21 protein-coding genes are annotated in these 18,723 nt (G+C 73.3%); 15 read left to right on the forward strand and 6 right to left on the reverse strand.

Annotation, left to right across the window (positions count from 1 at the left end; translation table 11 throughout):
* Positions 1–127: 127 nt before the first annotated feature.
* Together IEZ12_RS23020 and IEZ12_RS23025 are read right to left on the reverse strand one after the other, a co-directional pair.
* The gene (locus IEZ12_RS23020) at positions 128–658 is read right to left on the reverse strand and encodes an RNA polymerase sigma factor (protein ID WP_189274222.1); all 531 of its coding nucleotides are present in this window, start codon (positions 656–658) and stop codon (positions 128–130) included.
* Positions 659–861: 203 nt separating this feature from the next.
* On the reverse strand, positions 862–1,230 hold the full coding sequence (locus IEZ12_RS23025) for a VOC family protein (RefSeq protein ID WP_043911031.1): 369 nt from the start codon (positions 1,228–1,230) through the stop codon (positions 862–864).
* A 155-nt stretch (positions 1,231–1,385) separates the two neighbouring features.
* On the opposite strand from IEZ12_RS23025, the gene IEZ12_RS40640 reads away from it, so the two are divergent.
* The 13 genes from IEZ12_RS40640 to IEZ12_RS23090 all read left to right on the forward strand — a co-directional run bounded on the left by IEZ12_RS40640 (position 1,386) and on the right by IEZ12_RS23090 (position 12,273).
* A complete protein-coding gene (locus tag IEZ12_RS40640) occupies positions 1,386–1,661 on the forward strand; it encodes an LPXTG cell wall anchor domain-containing protein (protein WP_189274224.1) in 276 nt (91 codons plus the stop codon).
* Between the two features lie 102 nt (positions 1,662–1,763).
* Positions 1,764–2,186 carry a Cif family virulence factor gene (locus IEZ12_RS23035; protein ID WP_189274227.1) on the forward strand — a complete coding sequence of 141 codons (423 nt, stop codon included), beginning with the start codon at positions 1,764–1,766 and terminating at the stop codon, positions 2,184–2,186.
* Between the two features lie 77 nt (positions 2,187–2,263).
* Positions 2,264–2,968 (forward strand): response regulator transcription factor, encoded by a 705-nt coding sequence (locus IEZ12_RS23040; protein ID WP_189274229.1) that lies wholly within the window; start codon positions 2,264–2,266, stop codon positions 2,966–2,968.
* The gene (locus IEZ12_RS23045) at positions 2,965–4,425 is read left to right on the forward strand and encodes a sensor histidine kinase (RefSeq protein ID WP_189274231.1); all 1,461 of its coding nucleotides are present in this window, start codon (positions 2,965–2,967) and stop codon (positions 4,423–4,425) included. The genes IEZ12_RS23040 and IEZ12_RS23045 overlap by 4 nt, the downstream gene beginning before the upstream one ends.
* Before the next feature lie 97 nt (positions 4,426–4,522).
* Positions 4,523–4,909, forward strand: a complete 387-nt coding sequence (locus IEZ12_RS23050; protein WP_189274233.1) for a hypothetical protein — start codon at positions 4,523–4,525, stop codon at positions 4,907–4,909.
* Positions 4,906–5,103 (forward strand): hypothetical protein, encoded by a 198-nt coding sequence (locus tag IEZ12_RS23055; RefSeq protein ID WP_100587794.1) that lies wholly within the window; start codon positions 4,906–4,908, stop codon positions 5,101–5,103. Before IEZ12_RS23050 ends, IEZ12_RS23055 begins: the two co-directional genes overlap by 4 nt.
* A 456-nt stretch (positions 5,104–5,559) precedes the next feature.
* Positions 5,560–6,066: a cysteine dioxygenase gene (locus tag IEZ12_RS23060; protein ID WP_189274235.1), complete on the forward strand. Its 507-nt coding sequence runs from the start codon at positions 5,560–5,562 to the stop codon at positions 6,064–6,066.
* Positions 6,060–6,458 (forward strand): rhodanese-like domain-containing protein, encoded by a 399-nt coding sequence (locus IEZ12_RS23065; RefSeq protein ID WP_369880233.1) that lies wholly within the window; start codon positions 6,060–6,062, stop codon positions 6,456–6,458. The genes IEZ12_RS23060 and IEZ12_RS23065 overlap by 7 nt, the downstream gene beginning before the upstream one ends.
* A 76-nt stretch (positions 6,459–6,534) precedes the next feature.
* Positions 6,535–7,668: an ABC transporter ATP-binding protein gene (locus tag IEZ12_RS23070; protein WP_229847834.1), complete on the forward strand. Its 1,134-nt coding sequence runs from the start codon at positions 6,535–6,537 to the stop codon at positions 7,666–7,668.
* A complete protein-coding gene (locus tag IEZ12_RS23075; RefSeq protein WP_100587791.1) occupies positions 7,655–8,317 on the forward strand; it encodes an ABC transporter permease in 663 nt (220 codons plus the stop codon). Before IEZ12_RS23070 ends, IEZ12_RS23075 begins: the two co-directional genes overlap by 14 nt.
* A complete protein-coding gene (locus IEZ12_RS23080) occupies positions 8,293–9,027 on the forward strand; it encodes an ABC transporter permease (protein WP_229847836.1) in 735 nt (244 codons plus the stop codon). The genes IEZ12_RS23075 and IEZ12_RS23080 overlap by 25 nt, the downstream gene beginning before the upstream one ends.
* Positions 9,024–9,938 carry an ABC transporter substrate-binding protein gene (locus IEZ12_RS23085; protein ID WP_189274237.1) on the forward strand — a complete coding sequence of 305 codons (915 nt, stop codon included), beginning with the start codon at positions 9,024–9,026 and terminating at the stop codon, positions 9,936–9,938. The genes IEZ12_RS23080 and IEZ12_RS23085 overlap by 4 nt, the downstream gene beginning before the upstream one ends.
* A 286-nt stretch (positions 9,939–10,224) precedes the next feature.
* A complete protein-coding gene (locus IEZ12_RS23090; RefSeq protein ID WP_189274239.1) occupies positions 10,225–12,273 on the forward strand; it encodes a carbohydrate binding domain-containing protein in 2,049 nt (682 codons plus the stop codon).
* A gap of 99 nt (positions 12,274–12,372) precedes the next feature.
* Here the strand turns inward: IEZ12_RS23090 and IEZ12_RS23095 are convergent, their stop codons facing one another.
* The 4 genes from IEZ12_RS23095 to IEZ12_RS23110 all read right to left on the reverse strand — a co-directional run bounded on the left by IEZ12_RS23095 (position 12,373) and on the right by IEZ12_RS23110 (position 16,015).
* Positions 12,373–13,635: a multidrug effflux MFS transporter gene (locus IEZ12_RS23095; RefSeq protein WP_189274241.1), complete on the reverse strand. Its 1,263-nt coding sequence runs from the start codon at positions 13,633–13,635 to the stop codon at positions 12,373–12,375.
* Positions 13,636–13,712: 77 nt separating this feature from the next.
* Positions 13,713–14,171 (reverse strand): hypothetical protein, encoded by a 459-nt coding sequence (locus IEZ12_RS23100; RefSeq protein ID WP_189274243.1) that lies wholly within the window; start codon positions 14,169–14,171, stop codon positions 13,713–13,715.
* A gap of 250 nt (positions 14,172–14,421) precedes the next feature.
* Entirely contained in the window at positions 14,422–14,778 is a 357-nt protein-coding gene (locus IEZ12_RS23105) for a hypothetical protein (protein ID WP_189274245.1), read from the reverse strand.
* A gap of 43 nt (positions 14,779–14,821) precedes the next feature.
* Positions 14,822–16,015: an acyl-CoA dehydrogenase family protein gene (locus IEZ12_RS23110; RefSeq protein ID WP_189274247.1), complete on the reverse strand. Its 1,194-nt coding sequence runs from the start codon at positions 16,013–16,015 to the stop codon at positions 14,822–14,824.
* A gap of 184 nt (positions 16,016–16,199) precedes the next feature.
* On the opposite strand from IEZ12_RS23110, the gene IEZ12_RS23115 reads away from it, so the two are divergent.
* Together IEZ12_RS23115 and IEZ12_RS23120 are read left to right on the forward strand one after the other, a co-directional pair.
* Positions 16,200–17,195, forward strand: coding sequence for a chitinase (locus tag IEZ12_RS23115; protein WP_189274249.1), 996 nt, complete (start codon positions 16,200–16,202; stop codon positions 17,193–17,195).
* A 113-nt stretch (positions 17,196–17,308) separates the two neighbouring features.
* Positions 17,309–18,721 carry a class II fumarate hydratase gene (locus tag IEZ12_RS23120; protein WP_189274250.1) on the forward strand — a complete coding sequence of 471 codons (1,413 nt, stop codon included), beginning with the start codon at positions 17,309–17,311 and terminating at the stop codon, positions 18,719–18,721.
* Positions 18,722–18,723: the final 2 nt, after the last annotated feature.

Genomic DNA, 18,723 nt, shown 5'->3' on the forward strand with positions numbered 1-18,723 from the left:
AGGGCGGCGGGTCCGGCCAGGGGCAGCAGGGCGAACGCGGCGGCGATCGCGCCGAAGCCGAGTCCGCCGCGCAGCAGATGACGTGTCAGGGTCGGGGCGGCGAAGTCGGGTTGTCCGGGTCGTCCGCTCATCTCGGGCCCCCGAGTTCGGCCCGGACGGCCGCTCGGGCCCGGTGCAGCCGGGACTTCATCGCGGCGGTGCTCAGTCCGAGCGCCTCCGCGACCGCCCGGCCGCCGTGGCCCTGCAGGTCGCGCATGATCAGCACCCGCCGCTGGTCGTCGGGCAGCGCGGCGATCGCCGCGGCGACCCGTTCGGTGTCCAGCCGCCGCAGCGCCTCCTGCTCGGCGGAGTCCGCCGGTTCGGCCGGCGCCCCGGGTGCGGCGGGCAGCACGCGGATCCGCCGCAGGCACTCGTTGCGGACGATCCGGAACAGCCAGGAGGCGAGGGCGCCGGTGGCCCGCAGCATGCCGATCCGCCGGTACAGGATGATCAGCGCCTCCTGTGCGGCGTCCTCCGCGTCCTCGGGGCTGGCGCACAGCGAGTGGGCGAACCGCCGCACCTTCGGGTGGGCGCCCGTCACCAGCGCGTCGATCGAGGCCGGGTCGCCGCAGCGGGCCGCGGCGATCACCTCCTCGGCGGGCCAGGCCGTCTCAACCACGCTTGCCCCGCTTCGACTTGAGCACGAACGCGCAGGTGCAGATCAGCACTGCGCCGACGCCGATGACCAGGGCCACCATCATGGGATTCCTCCGAGCTGTCGCCGCCGGCGGCCGTCCGCCGGTGGGTGTGCCCGTAAGAGGGGGCGACCGCCGAAAAGGATTCGGCCCGGATCGGCGGGGCGCCCCGGCCGCCGCCGTCGCGTCAGACCTCGCGCTCCGCCTTGCTGCGCTCCACGCAGAACTCGTTGCCCTCGATGTCGGCCAGCACGGCCCAGCCGGTGCCGTCGGCGTTGCGCCGGTCGTCGACCAGCTTCGCGCCCAGGCCGAGCAGCCGGGCGACCTCCTCGTCCCGGGTGCGGTCCTGCGGCTGGAGGTCGAAGTGCAGCCGGTTCTTGCCGGCCTTCGGCTCCGGGACGGCCACGAACAGCAGGCCCGCGCCCTCGATCAGGGCCTGCGGGTCACCGGGGAAGTCCTCGGCGTGCAGCGGCTGGCCGAGCACCTCCGCCCAGAAGGACCCGAGGGTGTAGGCGTCGAGGCAGTCAATGGTCACGTGGCGAATCACAGAGCTCATGCAGCGGATTCTCGCCCCACCCCGACGGCCCTGCAATCGTATTTACCTTTCACTGACATGCCACCCTGACCTGGTCCGGCCCGCTGGCCGCCGGCGCCTCCGTCACCGTCACCGCCACCGCCACCGTCACCGTCACCGTCACCTACAGCGTCACCGTGAAGGAGGACGCCGCGACGGCGCCAGGCTGCAGAACCTCGCCACCCCGGGCGAGCCCGGCACCTGCGCGGGCAGCTGCGCCACCGAGACGACGATCAGTAACGTCCCGCCGAGCCCGAAGCCCGAAGCCCGAGCCCACCAAGCCCGGCCACGAGCACGAGCGCCTGCCCGAGACCGGCTCGGGCCTCACCGTCCCGGCCGCGGCCGGCGCGGGCGTGCTGCTGCTCCTCGGCGGCGGCCTGATCCGGTGGCGCCGGAAGGGGCAGCGCCACTGACCCCGACCGCTGACCGACCGTCCGGACGGGCCCGTCACTTCGACGGGCCCGTCCGCCGTTCTCCACCCCACAGGCAATCAGTAAAATGTTACTGTTCCGGTCATGTCGCTTCCGCTCCCGCTTCCCGAGGTCAAGGCCGAACTCGACCGCCTGACCGCCGAGTTCTTCGACGCCTTCGACAACCGCGACGGCCGCCCCGCCGACGTCGCCCGCCTGCGCCGCCTGATGCTCCCCGGCTCCGTCATCACGGTCGCCGAGCCGAAGTACCTCACCTACACCCTCGAAGAGTTCATCGGCCCGCGCGAACTGCTGCTCTCCGACGGCCGGTTGACCGAGTTCCACGAGTGGGAGACCAGCGAGCACACCGACATCGCCGGCAGCGTCGCCTGCCGCATCGGCGGGTACCGCAAGTCCGGCCTGCTGAACGGCGAGCCCTACGAAGGCGGCGGCACCAAGACCTTCCAGTTCGTCCGCACCCCCGACGGCTGGCGGATATCCGCGTTCTCCTGGCACGACGAGTCGTAACCCCCGACGCCGGCTCCTCGTCCGGCTGTGCGAAAGTCGGTGCCCTTGCAGGGTGCGGCTGGACCGGAGGTGGCCGGGTGGGCGGGCGGGTCTTGGTGGTCGACGACGATGCGGCGATCCGGCGGAGTCTGGAGCGGGGGCTACGGCTGAGCGGGTTCGCCGTGTCCCTCGCCGAGGACGGGACCGCCGCGCTCGCCCGGCTCGCGGAGCGGCCGCCGGACGTCGTGGTCCTCGATGTCGGGCTGCCCGGGCTGTCCGGCACGGAGGTGTGCCGGACGCTGCGGGCCCGGGGCGACGACACCCCGGTGCTGATGCTGTCCGCACTGGACGAACTCGCCGACCGGGTCGCCGGGTTGCAGGCCGGCGCGGACGACTACCTGGTCAAGCCGTTCGCGTTGGAGGAGCTGGTGCTCCGCCTGCACGCGCTGCTGCGCCGCCGCCCGCCCCAGCCGTCCGACCTGCTCCGGGCGGGCCCGCTGCGGATCGACCCCGGGACCCGCGAGGCGTTCTGGGAGGACGAGGAACTCCGGCTCACCCGGCGCGAGTTCGAGCTGCTCACCCAGTTCGCCCGCAACCCGGGCATCGTGCTCTCCCGCGAACTGCTGCTGGACCGGGTCTGGGGCTACGACTTCGAGGTGCGCAGCGACGCCGTGGACACCTTCGTCTCCTACCTGCGCCGCAAGCTGGAGGCGTCCGGCCGCCGGCCCCGGCTGATCCACACCGTGCGCGGGGTGGGCTTCGTCCTGCGCGCCCCCGACCCCGCCGAGGGCGGCGACCGGTGAAGCTCTCCACCCGGATCGCCCTGGGCGCCGCCCTGCTGGTGCCGCTGCTGGTGGCGGCCGCCGCGGCCCTGCTGCTGCCGCTGGTCAACGCGGATCTGCACCGCCGTCAGGACGCCCAACTGAACGACCGGGCGGCCGCGTTGCTGCCGAGCGCCCGCGCCCTGCTGACCGCCGACACCAAGGGCCGCCCGAAGGCCGAGCAGAACCAGCAGCGCAAGGTCCTGGACGCCGCCCTGGACGCGGGCGTCCGCGTCGCCGCCGCCGACGGAACCGTCCTGCTCTCGGCCGGATCGCAGCCCGCCGACCCGCAGCTCCTGCCCGTAGAGGGTACCGTGACGGTCCGCCAGGGCGGCGCGTCCTGGCGCGTCCTGACGGTGAAGGTGAACAGCGGAGCCACCGCCGGCACGCTCTGGGTGCTCGCCCCGGCCGGTGCGCCGGCAGAGGAGCTGCGGGCGGTACGGCGGCGGGTGCTGCTGGTGGCGCTGCTGGCCGCGCCGCTCTCGGGGCTGATCGCCTTCGTGCTGGCCGAGCGGGCGACGCTGCCGCTGCGCCGCCTGGGCCGCCGGGCGGCCGTGCTGGACCCGCGGACCGGCCACGCGGTGTTCGCGCACACCCGCACGGGCACCGCCGAGGTGGACGAACTCTCGGGCGCGATCGCCCTGTTGCTGTCCCGCTACGACGAGCAGGCGGCCCGCACCGCGCACGCCCTGGACACCGCGCGGTCATTCTCCTCCGCCGCCTCGCACGAGCTGCGCACCCCGTTGATGAGCCTTCGCACCAACCTGGACGTGCTGTCCGCGCACCCGGACCTGCCGGAGGCCGAACGCGCCGAGATCCTGGCCGAGTTGCAGCAGGACCACGTGCGCACCGTGGACCTGCTGAGCGCCCTGTCGACGCTGGCCCGGGGCGATCTGGTGGAGGTGTCGGCGTTCGGCCCGGTGGATCTCGCCGAGCTGGTGGACGCCGCCGTCGCGGAGGCCGGACGCCGTCACCCGCAGACCGTCTTCCGCACCGAACTCCCGCCGGAGGCGCGGGTGTTCGGATGGGACGCGGGCCTGCGCATCCTGCTCGACAACCTGCTGGGCAACGCCGCCGTGCACGGGCGCAGCGGCGACGCTCCCGCCGAGGTGGACGTCCGGCTGCGGATCGAGGGCGCCGCCGCGCGGCTCACCGTCGACGACCGGGGCCCGGGCATCCCGCCCGCCGACCGCGCCGCCGTCTTCCGGCGCTTCCACCGCCGCCCGGACAGCCCGGGCTCCGGCCTCGGCCTGACCCTGGTCGCCCAGCAGGCCGCCCTGCACCGCGGCTCCGCCACCGCCACCACCCGCCCCGACTCCCCCGACTCCCCCGGCTGCCGCTTCGACGTCCGCCTCCCGCTGCTCCGCGACCACGCTCCGACCCCGGAACTCCCGGCTCCGCGCGCCTGGTTGGGCGCGCCGGAACAACCGGCCGGGTAGTCCGGCCGAGGATCCACAGGGTTTCCACAAGAAGCGCCCGTACGGTCGCCTGCACGGCCGGGCGGTCCGGCCGTGAGGTAGTGGGAAGGGGAGTGCCATGCGGATCAACCGGACGGTCGCGGCGGCCGGGGTGCTCGCGCTGGCGGGCGCACTGCTGGCAGCGGGGCCCGCGCAGGCGGCGAGCGGGACGGCGCCGAAGGGCGACGGGGCGAAGGCGATCTGCAAGCGGCTGCCGAAGACCGGGGAGCGGATCGACAAGGCGCTCACCCGCCTGCACGGGGACGCGACCGTGAACGGGTCGGTCGCCCGACTGGAGCAGCGGGTCGACAACGCCAAGAAGGCCGGCCACCCCGAGATCGAGAAGTACCTGAACGACCGCCTGACGGTCCGCCGCAGCCTGGTGTCGACCCTGGACACCCGCAAGGCGGACCTGAAGTCGGTCGCGGACTGGTGCGCGAAGAACGCCCCGGCGGCGGCCAAGTGACCCGCCGCCCCGCCGCCACGGCCGCCCTGGCGGCGCTCACGCTGGCCGCGGCGGCCCTGCTGACGGCCTGCGGCCCGACCGCCGCACCCGCCGACGGCCCGGACAGCGCGCAGGTCCAGCAGATGCAGCAGAAGGTGGACGCGGCGGACAGCGCCGCCGCCCAGGCCGACGACAACGCCGGTCAGGACAACTGAGCCACGTCGAAAACCCCGACGGCCCGCACTCTCCCCGGAGTGCGGGCCGTCGGCCCGTCCGCCCGGACGCCCGCATGCCCGTCCGCCCGGACGCCCGCATGCCCGGACGCTCGAATGCCCGGATGGCGAGACGGGATCGTCCACTGTTCGACCACCTGCGTGGCGGAACTTGACGCGCCGCCACCGGGTCGTGAAGCATCGGCGGCATGAACTCCGGCACCTTCCTGGTCTGCCGCCTGCACGTCGATCTGCGACGCCAGGCGAGCGACATGTGTGCCTGTTGACCTTCCCCGCCTGACCTCCGCGCGCATCCCCGTGAGTTGAACCGGGCCCTGCCGCGACCCCCCGCAGCACCCGCATCCGCCCGTTCGGCGGTGCGCCTTGCCGTCCCGTTCCCGCCGCCCGCCGTCCGCCGTTCCCCGGCGCCGGCCGTCGCGGCACATCCGGAGGAGAGCCATGCCCGCCGATCTCGCCGCCCCCGCACCCCCGGAGGCCGGATCCGCCCGCCCACCGCTGTCGCCGAACGCGCTGCGCCGCCTCGTCCGCGACCTGGCCGAACGCCCGGAACGCTGGCTGCACCGGGTGCGGCTGTCCGGCGAGGACCGCTGGTACGAGCGGCTGGAGCTGGCCCAGGACTACGAGGTGTGGCTGATCAGCTGGCTGCCGGGGCAGTCGACGGGGTTCCACGACCACGGCGGCTCGCGCGGGGCGTTCACGGTCGCGCTGGGCGAGCTGGAGGAGCTGGCGCTGGCGGGCCCGGAGCACGGCCTGACGGTGCGCCGACTGACCGCGGGCGCCGAGCGGGCGTTCGGGCCGCAGTACCTGCACGATGTGCGCAACACCTCGCCGGGGCCCGCCGTGACGCTGCACGCGTACTCGCCGCCGCTGGCGCGGATGTCCCGGTACGAGCTGCGGGCCGGCGGCCTGGTGCGCATGGCGACGGAAGGACCGGAGCAGTGGTGACGACGGTGGACCAGTTGGTGGCGCGGGCCCGCGAGGGGATGGAGCGGCCCGGGCCGGAGCAGGCGTGGGCGGCGGTGACGGCCGGGGCCCGGCTGGTGGACATCCGTCCGGCGGCACAGCGCGCCCGGGAGGGTGAGATTCCGGGGGCGCTGATCATCGAGCGCAACGTGCTGGAGTGGCGGCTCGACCCTACGGGCAGTCACCGAATTCCCGAGGCGACCGGACACGACGTGCCGTGGATTGTAGTCTGCTCGGAGGGCTACGCCTCCTCTCTCGCGGCCGCCTCACTAAGGGAGTTGGGGCTGTTCCGGGCGACGGACCTGGCCGGCGGGTTCGTGGCCTGGGCCGCGGCCGGCCTGCCCACCCGTTCGGTGGATCAAGGTTTGCGGTGATCGCGACCCGGGAAGCCGGACAGACGTATTCAGATCAGTGTTCGATAATCCGCTCGGCCATCGCTAGGACCCTTCCGTGATCAGATTCGAGGGCGCCGCCAAGCGCCACCCCGACGGCACGGTTGCCGTCCGAGGCCTGGACCTCGACGTACCGGCGGGCCGCACCACGGTCCTGGTCGGCCCGTCCGGCTGCGGCAAGACCACCATCCTGCGGATGGTCAACCGGATGGTGGTGCCGACCGGCGGCCGGGTCCTGCTGGACGGCGCCGACGTCGCCACCCTGCCGGCGGCGCAGCTGCGGCGCGGCATCGGATACGTCATCCAGCAGGCCGGGCTGTTCCCGCACCGCCGGGTGATCGACAACGTGGCGACGGTGCCCCGGCTGCTCGGCTGGGACCGCAAGCGGGCCCGGGCCCGGGCCGCCGAACTGCTGGAGCTGGTCGGCCTGCCGCCGGAGACCGCCCGCCGCTACCCGGCGCAGCTCTCCGGCGGCCAGCAGCAACGGGTGGGCGTGGCACGGGCGTTGGCGGCGGATCCGCCGGTGCTGCTGATGGACGAGCCGTTCAGCGCGGTCGATCCGCTGGTGCGCGCCGGACTGCAGGAGGAACTGCTGCGGCTTCAGGCCGAGTTGGGCAAGACGGTGCTGTTCGTGACGCACGACATCGAGGAGGCGGTCCGGCTCGGCGACCGGGTGGTGGTGCTTCGCGAGCACGGCGAGATCGCCCAACTCGCGGATCCGCACACCCTGTTGACCGCTCCGGCGGACGCCGGGGTGGCCGCCTTCCTGGGCCGCGACCGGGGCCTGCGCGGCCTGGGCCTGCGCCCAGCCGCCGACGTCCCGCTCGCGAAGCTCGAACCGGTCCACGACGGCTGGCAGTTGACGCTCGATCAGGACGGCCGCCCGGAGCACTGGCTGCACGACGGGCAGCGCCACCCGGTGCCGGTGTTCGCCCCGGCACGGGACACCCTGCGCTCGGCGCTGGACGCGGCGGTGCTGTCCCCGTCCGGCCACGCCGTGGCGGTGGACGCCGACGGCCGGGCGATCGGCACCGCGAGCCGGGCCGCCGTGGTGGCCGCACTCGCCGCGCCGGGGACGCCGGAGCCCGACGCGCACGATTCGGGACCGCCCGAGTCCGACGCGCACGAATCCGGGGCCCACGAATCCGGGGCGCACGGCTCGGGGGCGCAGGTGAACCATGCTGGACGGTGAGCCGCTGGTCCGCTGGCACTGGCTCGGCGACCACCTGGGCTACCTGGCCGGCCTGACGGGCGACCACGCGGTGATCGCGCTCGTCCCGGTGCTGATCGGCCTGCTGCTGGCGGTGCCGCTGGGCCTGGCCTGCACCCGCTGGCCGCGGCTGTACCAGCCGCTCGCGGCGGTGTTCAACGTGGTGTACGCGCTGCCCTCGCTGGCGGTGTTCGTGGTGCTGATCCCGTACACCGGGCTGGCCACCCGGGAGACGGTGATGGTGCCGCTGACGTTCTACGCGCTGGCGGTGCTGCTGCCGACCACGGTGGACGGGCTGCGCGCGGTGCCGGAGCCGGTGCGGCAGGCCGCCACGGCGATGGGCTACGGGCCGTGGCACCGGCTGGCCGCCGTCGAACTCCCGGCCGCCGTACCGTACTTGATAGCGGGTCTGCGGGTCGCGGCGGTCTCCTCGATCTCGCTGGCGGCGGTCGGCGCGCTGATCGGCCGGGGCGGCCTCGGCTACCTGTTCGTGGACGGCTTCCAGCGGACCTTCCCGACCCCGATCCTGGCCGGGATCGTGCTGGTGGCGCTGCTGGCGCTGGTCTGCGACCTGCTGCTGGTCGCGGCCCGCCGCCTGCTCGCGCCGTGGGCGACGGGGGTGGCGCGGTGAACTGGTTCGGCTGGCTGCACGACTTCTTCGCCGACCCCGCGCACCGGTCCGGGCCGGACTCGATCCTCGACCGCGTCCTGGAGCACCTGGCGTTCTCCGCCGAGGCGCTCGTCCTGGCCGCCCTGCTCGCGGTGCCGCTGGGCCTGCTGATCGGCTACACCGGGCGCGGCCTGTTCCTGGTCACGGCGCTGACCGGCATCGCCCGCGCGCTGCCCACCCTGGGCCTGGTCACGCTGGCGGTGCTGCTCGCGGGCGTCGGCGACACCGCGGTGCTGCTCCCGCTGACGGCGCTGGCCGCGCCGCCGCTGCTGGTGGCCACCGCCGAGGGCATCCGCGGCACCGATCCCGACGTCCGCGACGCGGCCCGCGGCATCGGCCTGACGCACCCGCAGACGCTCTTCCAGGTGTGCCTGCCCGCCGCGCTGCCCACCCTGCTGGCCGGCGCCCGCACCGCGGCCGTCCAGGTGATCGCCACCGCCACCGTCGCCGCCTACGTCGGCCTCGGCGGCCTGGGCCGCTACGTCATCGACGGCCTCGCCACCCGCGACTTCCCCACCACCGTCGGCGGCGCCCTGCTGGTGGTGCTGCTGGCCGTCGCCGTCCAACTGCTGTTCGCCCTGCTCATCCGGTACGCGACGCCACGCGGCGCGCGCACCGCCCATGTTGACGAACCCGCGGGCTCCCCCGCACTTTCGAAGGAATCCATATGACGACCCGTCCGGTCCGAACCGCCGTCGCCGTCGCCGTGCTGATGCTCGGCGCGGCGGCCTGCTCCTCCTCCGGCGGGGGCGACCCACTGGCCGCGAAGTCCCCCGCCGCGCAGGGGGGTTCTGGGAAGACCGTGGTGGTCGGCTCGGCGAACTTCCCGGAGAACGTGCTGCTGGCGTCGATCTACTCGCAGGCGCTGCAGGCCAAGGGCGTGAAGGTCGAGGAGAAGTTCAACATCGGCAGCCGCGAGGTGCTGTACGGGCAGCTGCAGTCCGGCGCGCTGACGGTGCTGCCGGAGTACAACGGAGCCCTGCTGGGCTACCTGGACGCCAAGTCGACGGCGACCGGCAAGGACGCCGTGAACACCGAGCTGGCGGCGACGCTGCCGGCCGGGCTGGGGATACTGAACTCGGCGGCGGCCGAGGACAAGGACTCGCTGACGGTCACCCAGGAGACCGCCGACCGGCTGGGCGTGAAGTCGATCGCCGACCTCGTGGGCAAGGCGCAGGACCTGGTGATCGGCGGCCCTCCGGAGTTCAAGTCGCGCCGCGAGCAGCAGTTCAAGGACGCGTACGGGCTCACCTTCAAGGAGTGGAAGCCCACCGCCGACACCACCGCGAACGCGCTCAAGGACGGCACCGTCCAGGTCGGCAACGTGTTCACCACCGACCCGAAGATCGTCCAGCTGAAGCTGGTGTCGCTGAACGACCCGAAGAACCTGTTCAGCTCGCAGAACGTCACCCCGCTGGTGAACAAGGCGGGCCTGGACGCCACCGGGACGGCCGCGCTGAACGCGGTCTCGGCGAAGCTCGACACCGCCGGGCTGACGGCGCTGATGAAGCGGGTCGCGGTGGACAAGGAGGACCCGTCGGCGGTCGCCAAGGACTGGCTGAAGACCAACGGCCTGAACTGACCCCGCACCGCCCGTCGGCCCCGCACCCCGCTGTCCCGGGTGCGGGGCCGACGGTGTGTCAGGACACCTGGTGGGACGGACAGTTAGGAGTCTTGACAGATGAGTGGTCCAGACCAACCATGGGAGCGTTGTTTTTCCCGACCGGAACGCATCGTGGGGGTGTGACCACCGGCCGGGGCTTCGTACGCCCCGCACCACCCCGGCACTCCCTGTACCAGGCCGAACACCCTTGCCCCGTGCCCGAACTGCGGCACGAGGCCGTCCTCCCATGCCTGATGGAGCCTCGATGCGCCTTCACCGACCACTCCAAGCGCTGCTCGCGACGGGCGCGATGGCGGCCGCCTCGCTGGGGCTGATCTCCGCCCCCGCGCAGGCCGCCACCCCGCTGCCGCAGCGGGTCTTCGCCCCGTACTTCGAGTCCTGGACGGGCGAGAGCCCGGCCGCGCTGGCCTCCCAGTCCGGTGTCAAGCACCTCACCATGGCCTTCCTGCAGACCGCCGCCAAGGGCAGCTGCACCGCGCTGTGGAACGGCGACACCTCGATGCCGGTGTCCAACTCGACCTTCGGCGCCGACATCGCCACCATCCGCGCGGGCGGCGGCGACGTGATCCCGTCCTTCGGCGGCTACACCGCCGACAACACGGGCACCGAGATCGCCGACTCGTGCACCGACGTCAACCAGATCGCCGCCCAGTTCCAGAACGTCATCACCACCTACGACGTCTCCCGGATCGACCTGGACATCGAGGACAACTCGCTGACCAACACCGCGGGCATCGACCGCCGCAACAAGGCGATCAAGATCGTCGAGGACTGGGCAGCCGCCAACGGCCGCTCCATCCAGTTCAGTTACACCCTGCCGACCACCACCAGCGGCCTGGCCTCCAGCGGCCTCGCGGTGCTGAAGAACGCGGTCACCAACAACGCGCGCATCGACGTCGTCAACATGATGACGTTCGACTACTACGACAACCAGCCGCACGACATGGCCGCGGACACCCAGACCTCCGCGCAGGGCCTGTACAACCAGCTGGCGAAGCTCTACCCGAGCAAGACCTCCGCCCAGCTCTGGGGCATGATCGGCATCACCGAGATGCCCGGCATCGACGACTTCGGCGCCGCCGAGACCTTCACCGTCGCCAACGCCACCACGGTCTACAACTGGGCCGTCTCCAAGGGCATCAACACGCTGTCCTTCTGGGCGCTGCAGCGCGACAACGGCGGCTGCGCCGGCACCGGCGGCCGTGACGACTGCTCGGGCATCGCGCAGAACAAGTGGGACTTCAGCCACATCTTCTCGCAGTTCACCAGCTCGACCACCCCGGCGAACGACTTCTCGGTCGCGCTGAGCCCGGCCACCGGCTCGGTCACGGCGGGCGCGTCCACCTCGGCGACCGTCAACACGGCCGTCACCTCCGGCTCCGCGCAGGCCGTCAACCTGTCGGTGTCCACCGTCCCGGTGGCCGGCATCAGCGCCTCGCTGAGCGCCTCCACCGTCACCGCCGGCAACTCCGCGACGCTGAACGTCTCCACCACCGCGGCCGTCCCGAACGGCAGCTACCCGCTGACCGTGACCGGCACCGGGGCCGGCGGCACCCACTCGGCGACGTACACCCTGACCGTCACCGGCGGCACCACCGCCTCCGACTTCTCCCTGGCGCTCTCCCCCGCCGCGGGCAGCGTGCAGGCCGGCGCCTCCGCCACCAGCACCGTCAACACGGCCGTCACCGCCGGCACCGCCCAGACCGTGGGCCTGACGGTCTCCGGCGCTCCGGCCGGCGTCACCGCCACCGTCAGCCCGGCGAGCGTCACCGCCGGCGGCTCCGCCACGCTGAACATCGCCACCACCGCCTCCGCCGCCCCGGGCACCTACACCCTGACCGTCACCGGCACCGGCGCGGGCCGGACCCACACCGCGACCTACGCGCTGACCGTCACCGGCGTCACCCCGCCCACCGGCCTGGTCAACGGTGACTTCGAGACCGGCAACCTCGCCCCGTGGACCTGCCAGGGCGGTGCGGCCGTCGTCGGCAGCCCCGTCCACGGCGGCTCCAAGGCGCTCCAGGTCACCCCGACCGCCGGCGCCACCGGCGAGTGCGACCAGACCGTCACCCTCGCCCCGAACCACGCGTACACCCTGACCGCCTGGGTCCAGGGCCCGTACTCCTACGTCGGCGTCAGCGGCGGCGCCACCGCCTCCACCTGGGCCAACGGCACCGGCTGGACCAAGGTGAGCGTCCCGTTCACCACCGGCGCCTCCGGCACCGTCACGGTCTACCTGCACGGCTGGTACGGCCAGGGCGCGGTCTACGGCGACGACTTCTCCATCGCCTGACACTTCGCCCGGCGGCTCACTTGACGCCTTCTCGGTGAAACGCCCGCGCCCGGCCGGTGGCTCCTCCTCGCCACCGGCCGGGCGCGGCCGCGTCTGCGGTCAGGTCCTGGTCCGGTACAGCGGCAGGAAGGACACCAGCGCCAGCAGCGAGCAGCCCAGCACGATCACGCCCAGGGCGGCCGCGGACGGGTGGCCGCCGGCGCTGCTGAGCGGGGCGACCAGCGAGCCGCACAGGAAACTGCCGGTGCCGAGCAGCGCGGACGCCGAACCGGCGGCGTGCGGGGCCATGGTGAGGGCCTGTCCGTTGGCGTTCGGCATGATCACGCCCATCGAGCCCATCAGCACCGCGAACGCGGGCCACACCCCGGCCAGGCCGGTGTCCCACACCGTGGTGCACAGCACCACGGCCACCGCGGCCGCCACCGCCACGGAGAGCGCGGAGACCAGCAGCACCGGGCCGGGGAAGCGCTGCACCAGCACCCGGCCGTTCAGCTGGGTGACGGCCAGCAGCACGATCGAGTTGACGGCGAACACCAGGCTGTAGGTCTGCGGGGAGATCCGGTACACGTCCTGCAGCACCACCGACGAGCCGCCGACGTACGCGAACAGCGCGCCGAACGCGAAGGTGCTGGTGAGCAGGTAGCCGAGGAACGGGCGGTCGCGCAGCAGTCCGCCGATGGCGCGGACGGTGGTGCCGAGGCCGTCGCCGTGGCGGAGCTCGGCCGGCAGGGTCTCGCGGATGCCGAGCGCGGAGCCGACGGTGAGCAGCGCGCCGAGCACGGTCAGGACGAGGAACGTGCCGCGCCAGTCGGTGACATGCAGCAGCTGGGCGCCGGCGACGGGGGCCAGGATCGGCGCGAGGCCGGATATCAGGCCCATGGTGGCGAGGAAACGTATCATCGGGACGCCTTCGAGCCGGTCGCGGACGATCGCCCGGGCGATCACCAGCCCCGCGGAGCCCGCCACGCCCTGCAGAGCCCGGCCGGCGATCAGCATCGGCATCGAGCCGGCGAGGGCGCACATCAGGCTGGCCGCGGTGTAGACGGCGAGACCCGCCAGCAGCGGGCGGCGCCGGCCGATCCGGTCGCTGAGCGGGCCGAACAGCAGCTGGCCGAGGGCCATGCCGAGCAGCGAGCCGGTCAGGGTCAACTGGGCGGCGGGCGCGGTGGAGTGCAGGTCCGCGGTGAGCTCGGGCAGGGCCGGCAGGTAGAGGTCGGTGGTGAGCGGCCCGAGCGCGGCGAGGCTGCCCAGGACGCCCACGGTGGCCGCCGCGAACGGGGCCTTGCCGTTCGCGGTGTCGGATCGGCCGGGGGCTGCGGGGACGGTCTGGTCGCCGTCGGCGTCGACGGTCGGGCCTGGCATGGTGCTCCTAGGGGTGGCGGGTATGCGCACCGTCCTATCGCATCGGCCCGGCCGCCCGGTAGGGCGGGTCCCGTCGTTCAGCGGACCGGCACGCCGCCGGGCCGGGCGCTGGCCACCACAGCCGCGTCCTGCCAGCCGTACAGCTGGTCGCCGACCAGCGCGACGTCGTACAGGCCGCAGTGCGCGGTGGCGCGCTGCGGGGTGTCGGTGGGGAACCAGTGCGCCCGCAGGTGGACCGCCCCGACCGGCCGGCCCTCCGTGCACTCGGCCGGCAGCGCCCGGTCCGGCAGCGTGGCCCGGATCAGCCGGTCGCCGTCGTGGCTGTCCGTCAGGAACGCGATCCGCAGCGCCGTGTCCGGCAGCCAGCTCGGCACCCCGCTGTCCTCCGCCTTGGCCGCGGCGCCCGTCGGGTACCGCAGCGTCTGGTCCATCCGGTCCTGGGCCTGCTGGATCGCGGCCGGCGCGAGCATCACCATCAGCGCCGCAACAGCCGCTCCCCCCACCACCACCGCCGTCGCCTGCCGCGCGCCGCCCATCTCCGCCTGCCCTCCCGCCCGTGTCCCGTCCCTTCCATCCTCTCCGGGCCGCTCCCCACCGACCATGCGCACCAGGTACCGACCCTCCTCGTCCCCGAGGCTGACCCCCCGCCTCCGGCCCCCGACTTCCGACGGACCCCGGCCCACCCACAAGGGGGACCCCGCTCCCCGCCGCAGCGGCGCCCGCCGACCGAGGACCACCGGGCCGTGGGCGTTCGGCGCGGCGGGATCCGCCCCGTGCGGAGGGGGCTCAGCGGAACTCGTGGACCACCTGGATCCTGCCCACCAGGTGCTGGTTGAACTCGTCCAACTCCTCGGCGGGGACCCACAGTTCGAGGATGGTCCGGCCGCCGGCCTGCTGGACGGGGTAGCGCTGCAGGAACTCGGTCTCGACCTCGAAGCGGGTGACGTAGCCGACGCCGGACGCCGGGACGTTCCAGTCCCGGGCGATCCGGATCGCGTAGTCCTCGTTCATGACGGGGTAGAAGATCGGCTGCTCGGGCAGCCGCGGCGGCCAGGCGCGCCAGCCGGACGCGGCGACCAGGGCAAGCTCCTCGGGGCCGGTGGGGCGCCAGAGGGTGGTGGTCGGCTGCTGTTGCGTCGTCATGGCGCCACCGTAGGGGCGGCGCAGCGGCCGTGACCAGCGAATATCAGCGGTAGGCGGACTCGCCGGTGATGGCCTCGCCGAGGACCAGGGTGTGGATCTCGGAGGTGCCCTCGTAGGTGAGGACGGACTCGAGGTTGTTGGCGTGCCGCAGGACGGGGTAGGCGGTGGTGATGCCGTTGGCGCCGAGGATGGTGCGGGCGGTGCGGGCGATCTCCAGCGCGGTGCGGACGTTGTTGAGCTTGCCGAAGGAGATGTGCGCGGGCTGGGCCCGGCCCTCGTCCTTGAGGCGGCCGATCCGGACGGCGACCAGGTAGGCCTTCTCCAGTTCCAGGGCCATGTCGACGAGCTTCTGCTGGGTGAGCTGGAAGCCGCCGAGGGGCCGGCCGAACTGTTCGCGGTCGCGGGCGTAGTCGACGGCGGCCCGGTAGCAGTCGCGGGCGGCGCCGACGGTGCCCCACAGGATGCCGTAGCGGGCCTCGCCGAGCGAGGACAGCGGGGCGCGCAGGCCGCGGGCGCCGGGCAGCATCGCGTCGGCGGGCAGCCGGACGCCGTCGAAGGCGAGTTCGCTGGTGACGGAGGCGCGCAGGGAGAGCTTGCCGGGGATGTCGCGGGCGGTGAACCCGGGGGCGCCCTGCGGGACGAGGAAGCCGCGCACGCCGTCCTCGGTGGCGGCCCAGACCACGGCGACGTCGGAGACCGAGCCGTTGGTGATCCACATCTTGGCGCCGTCGAGGATCCAGTCGGCGCCGTCGCGCCGGGCCCGGGTGCGCATCGCGGCCGGGTCGGAGCCGACCTCGGGCTCGGTCAGGGCGAAGCAGCCGACGGCCCGTCCGGCGGCCAGCTCGGGCAGCCAGCGCAGCTTCTGCTCCTCGGAGCCGAAGGCGTGGATGGAGCGCATGGCGAGCGAGCCCTGCACCGAGACGAAGCTGCGCAGCCCGGAGTCGGCGGCTTCCAGTTCCATGCAGGCCACGCCGTACTCGGTGGCGGTGGAGCCGGTGCAGCCGTAGCCGTCCAGGTGCATGCCGAGGACGCCGAGCTTGCCGAGTTCGGGGGCGATCTCCCGGACCGGGAAGGTGCCGTGCTCGAACCAGTCGGCGAGGTGCGGCCGGATCTGCCGGTCGGTGAAGGCGCACACCGTGTCGCGGATCAGCCGCTCGTCGTCGGTGAGCAGTTCGTCGACGCCGAGCAGGTCGAGCGGGTCGGGGCGACGGGAGGCGGATTCGGGCGTGCTGGCCATCGGGCGGGCTCCTCGGAGGGTTGCGGGGAACAGGGCTACCGAGGAGTATGCCGCCCGCCCGGCCCGGAGTCTTGACGCGGACAGAGCGAACTGATTCCCTGTCAAATCAGGAAACTTTCCTAACAGTTGAGCGGCCGGGCGGCCCCTCGCCCGGCCGCGTCCGCGACTCCCGGAACGGTGACCCATGGCCAAGCCCGCCCTCGCCCGCCCGCTCCTCGCCCTCGCCACCACTGCCGCCCTGGCGGCCGGCGCCCTCGCCCTGGCCCCCTCCGGCCAGGCCGCCTCACCCGACCCGGTCGGCCTGAACGCCCCGTACGAGTACCTGGGTTGGGGCAGCCCGCAGAACCCCGTGCAGGTGATGCAGGCCACCGGCGCCACCCAGTTCACGCTGGCCTTCATGCTCTCCGACGGCGGCTGCAACCCGAAGTGGGACGGCTCCCGCGCGCTCACCGGCGGCAGCGACCAGCGCACCATCGACGCGATCCGCGGCGCCGGCGGCGACGTGCTGGTGTCCTTCGGCGGCTGGAGCGGCAACAAGCTGGGCGAGAAGTGCAGTTCGGCCTCCGCGCTGGCCGGCGCCTATCAGAAGGTGATCGACGCCTACCGGTTGAAAGCGATCGACATCGACATCGAGAACACCGAGGTCTCCGACGCGACGGTCCGCCAGCGGGTGATCGGCGCGCTGAAGACGGTCAAGGCCAACAACCCGGGCCTGAAGGTGTACGTCACGTTCGGCACCACGCCCACCGGCCCGGACTCCACCGGCACCGACCTGATCAGGAAGGGCGCGGCTGCCGGCCTCGCGGTGGACGGCTGGACGATCATGCCGTTCGACTTCGGCAGCCACAGCGGCACCATGGGCAGCGTCTCCACCAAGGCCGCCGACGGCCTGAAGAACGCGGTGGTGAGCGCCTACGGCTACGACTCGGCAACGGCGTACCGGCACATCGGGATCTCCTCGATGAACGGGAGGACCGACGAGTCCGACGAGACGGTCTCCACCGCCGACTTCACCACCATCCTGAACTACGCCAAGAGCCACCACCTGGCCCGCTTCACCTTCTGGGCGGTCAACCGCGACCGCCCGTGCCCGTCCGGCACCTCCGCGGGCGACACCTGCAGCGGCATCAGCCAGTCCGCGTACGCCTTCACCAATGTCGTCGCCTCGTACCACGGCTGAGCCCGTGTCGGCCCGTGCCGCCGTGGGGGGTGGCACAGGCCGACACGCTGGTGCGGCGCGGCGGGAATGCCCGGCGGCCGTGGAAGGCTGACGGGACCAGGAGGTGTCCCACCATGGACAGCAGGAACGAGCAGGGCTGGCGGATCGAGCACGACTCGATGGGCGAGGTACGGGTGCCGGCGGCCGCCAAGTGGCAGGCGCAGACGCAGCGTGCCGTCGAGAACTTCCCGGTGTCGGGTCAGCGCCTGGAGCGCGCCCACATCGCGGCGCTGGCCCGGATCAAGGCAGCGGCGGCCGTCGTGAACGCGCGCCTCGGGGTGCTGGAGGAGCCGGTCGCGGAGGCGATCCGGTCCGCGGCCGAGGAGGTCGCGGCGGGCGGCTGGGACGCCGAGTTCCCGGTGGACGTGTTCCAGACCGGCTCCGGCACCTCGTCGAACATGAACGCCAACGAGGTGATCGCCACCCTGGCGGGCGAGCGCCTGGGCCGCCCCGTGCACCCGAACGACCAGGTCAACGCCTCGCAGTCGTCGAACGACGTGTTCCCGTCCTCGATCCACATCGCGGCCACCGGCGCCGTGGTGCACGAGCTGATCCCGGCGCTGGAGCACCTGGCGGGGGCGCTGGAGGCGAAGGCCGGGGAGTTCGCCGAGGTGGTGAAGTCCGGCCGCACCCACCTGATGGACGCCACGCCCGTCACGCTCGGCCAGGAGTTCGGCGGCTACGCGGCACAGGTCCGCTACGGCGTGGAGCGGCTGACGGCCGCGCTGCCCCGGGTCGCCGAACTGCCGCTCGGCGGAACGGCGGTGGGCACCGGCATCAACACCCCGGCCGGGTTCTCCGCCGCGGTGATCGCCGAGGTCGCCCGGGCCACCGGGCTGCCGCTGACCGAGGCCCGCAACCACTTCGAGGCGCAAGGCGCGCGCGACGGCCTGGTCGAGCTGAGCGGCCAGCTGCGGACGATCGCCACCGGCTTCACCAAGATCGCCAACGATCTGCGCTGGATGGGCTCCGGCCCGCGCACCGGCCTGGCCGAGATCAACCTGCCGGACCTACAGCCGGGTTCCTCGATCATGCCGGGCAAGGTCAACCCGGTGCTGCCGGAGGTGGTCCTGATGGTCGCCGCGCAGGTGATCGGCAACGACACCACCGTCACGGTGGCCGGCGCGAGCGGCAACTTCGAGCTGAACGTGATGCTCCCGGTGATCGCCCGCAACGTGCTGGAGTCGGTCCGCCTGCTGGCCAACGCGGCCCGCCTGCTGGCCGACCGCACCGTCACCGGCATCACCGCGAACACCGAGCGCACCCGCGAGTACGCCGAGTCCTCGCCGTCCGTGGTGACGCCGCTCAACCGGTACATCGGCTACGAGGAGGCCGCGAAGGTCGCCAAGCAGTCCCTGGCCGAGCGCAAGACCATCCGCCAGGTCGTCGTCGAACGCGGCTACCTGGATCGCGGACTGCTCACCGAGGCCCAGCTCGACGAGGCCCTCGACGTCCTGCGGATGACCCGCCCGGCCGGGCAGGGCTGACC

It is taken from the genome of Kitasatospora griseola (assembly GCF_014648555.1).
Classification (GTDB): Bacteria; Actinomycetota; Actinomycetes; order Streptomycetales; family Streptomycetaceae; genus Kitasatospora; species Kitasatospora griseola.

Excerpts from the sequence above, each read along its gene's own strand:
- IEZ12_RS23025 (WP_043911031.1), bottom strand. The coding sequence starts at position 1,230 with ATGAGCTCTGTGATTCGCCACGTGACCATTGACTGCCTCGACGCCTAC.
- IEZ12_RS23035 (WP_189274227.1), top strand. The coding sequence starts at position 1,764 with ATGTCGCTTCCGCTCCCGCTTCCCGAGGTCAAGGCCGAACTCGACCGC.
- IEZ12_RS23050 (WP_189274233.1), top strand. The coding sequence starts at position 4,523 with ATGCGGATCAACCGGACGGTCGCGGCGGCCGGGGTGCTCGCGCTGGCG.
- IEZ12_RS23060 (WP_189274235.1), top strand. The coding sequence starts at position 5,560 with ATGCCCGCCGATCTCGCCGCCCCCGCACCCCCGGAGGCCGGATCCGCC.
- IEZ12_RS23075 (WP_100587791.1), top strand. The coding sequence starts at position 7,655 with ATGCTGGACGGTGAGCCGCTGGTCCGCTGGCACTGGCTCGGCGACCAC.
- IEZ12_RS23085 (WP_189274237.1), top strand. The coding sequence starts at position 9,024 with ATGACGACCCGTCCGGTCCGAACCGCCGTCGCCGTCGCCGTGCTGATG.
- IEZ12_RS23090 (WP_189274239.1), top strand. The coding sequence starts at position 10,225 with ATGCGCCTTCACCGACCACTCCAAGCGCTGCTCGCGACGGGCGCGATG.
- IEZ12_RS23095 (WP_189274241.1), bottom strand. The coding sequence starts at position 13,635 with ATGCCAGGCCCGACCGTCGACGCCGACGGCGACCAGACCGTCCCCGCA.
- IEZ12_RS23100 (WP_189274243.1), bottom strand. The coding sequence starts at position 14,171 with ATGGGCGGCGCGCGGCAGGCGACGGCGGTGGTGGTGGGGGGAGCGGCT.
- IEZ12_RS23105 (WP_189274245.1), bottom strand. The coding sequence starts at position 14,778 with ATGACGACGCAACAGCAGCCGACCACCACCCTCTGGCGCCCCACCGGC.
- IEZ12_RS23110 (WP_189274247.1), bottom strand. The coding sequence starts at position 16,015 with ATGGCCAGCACGCCCGAATCCGCCTCCCGTCGCCCCGACCCGCTCGAC.
- IEZ12_RS23115 (WP_189274249.1), top strand. The coding sequence starts at position 16,200 with ATGGCCAAGCCCGCCCTCGCCCGCCCGCTCCTCGCCCTCGCCACCACT.
- IEZ12_RS23120 (WP_189274250.1), top strand. The coding sequence starts at position 17,309 with ATGGACAGCAGGAACGAGCAGGGCTGGCGGATCGAGCACGACTCGATG.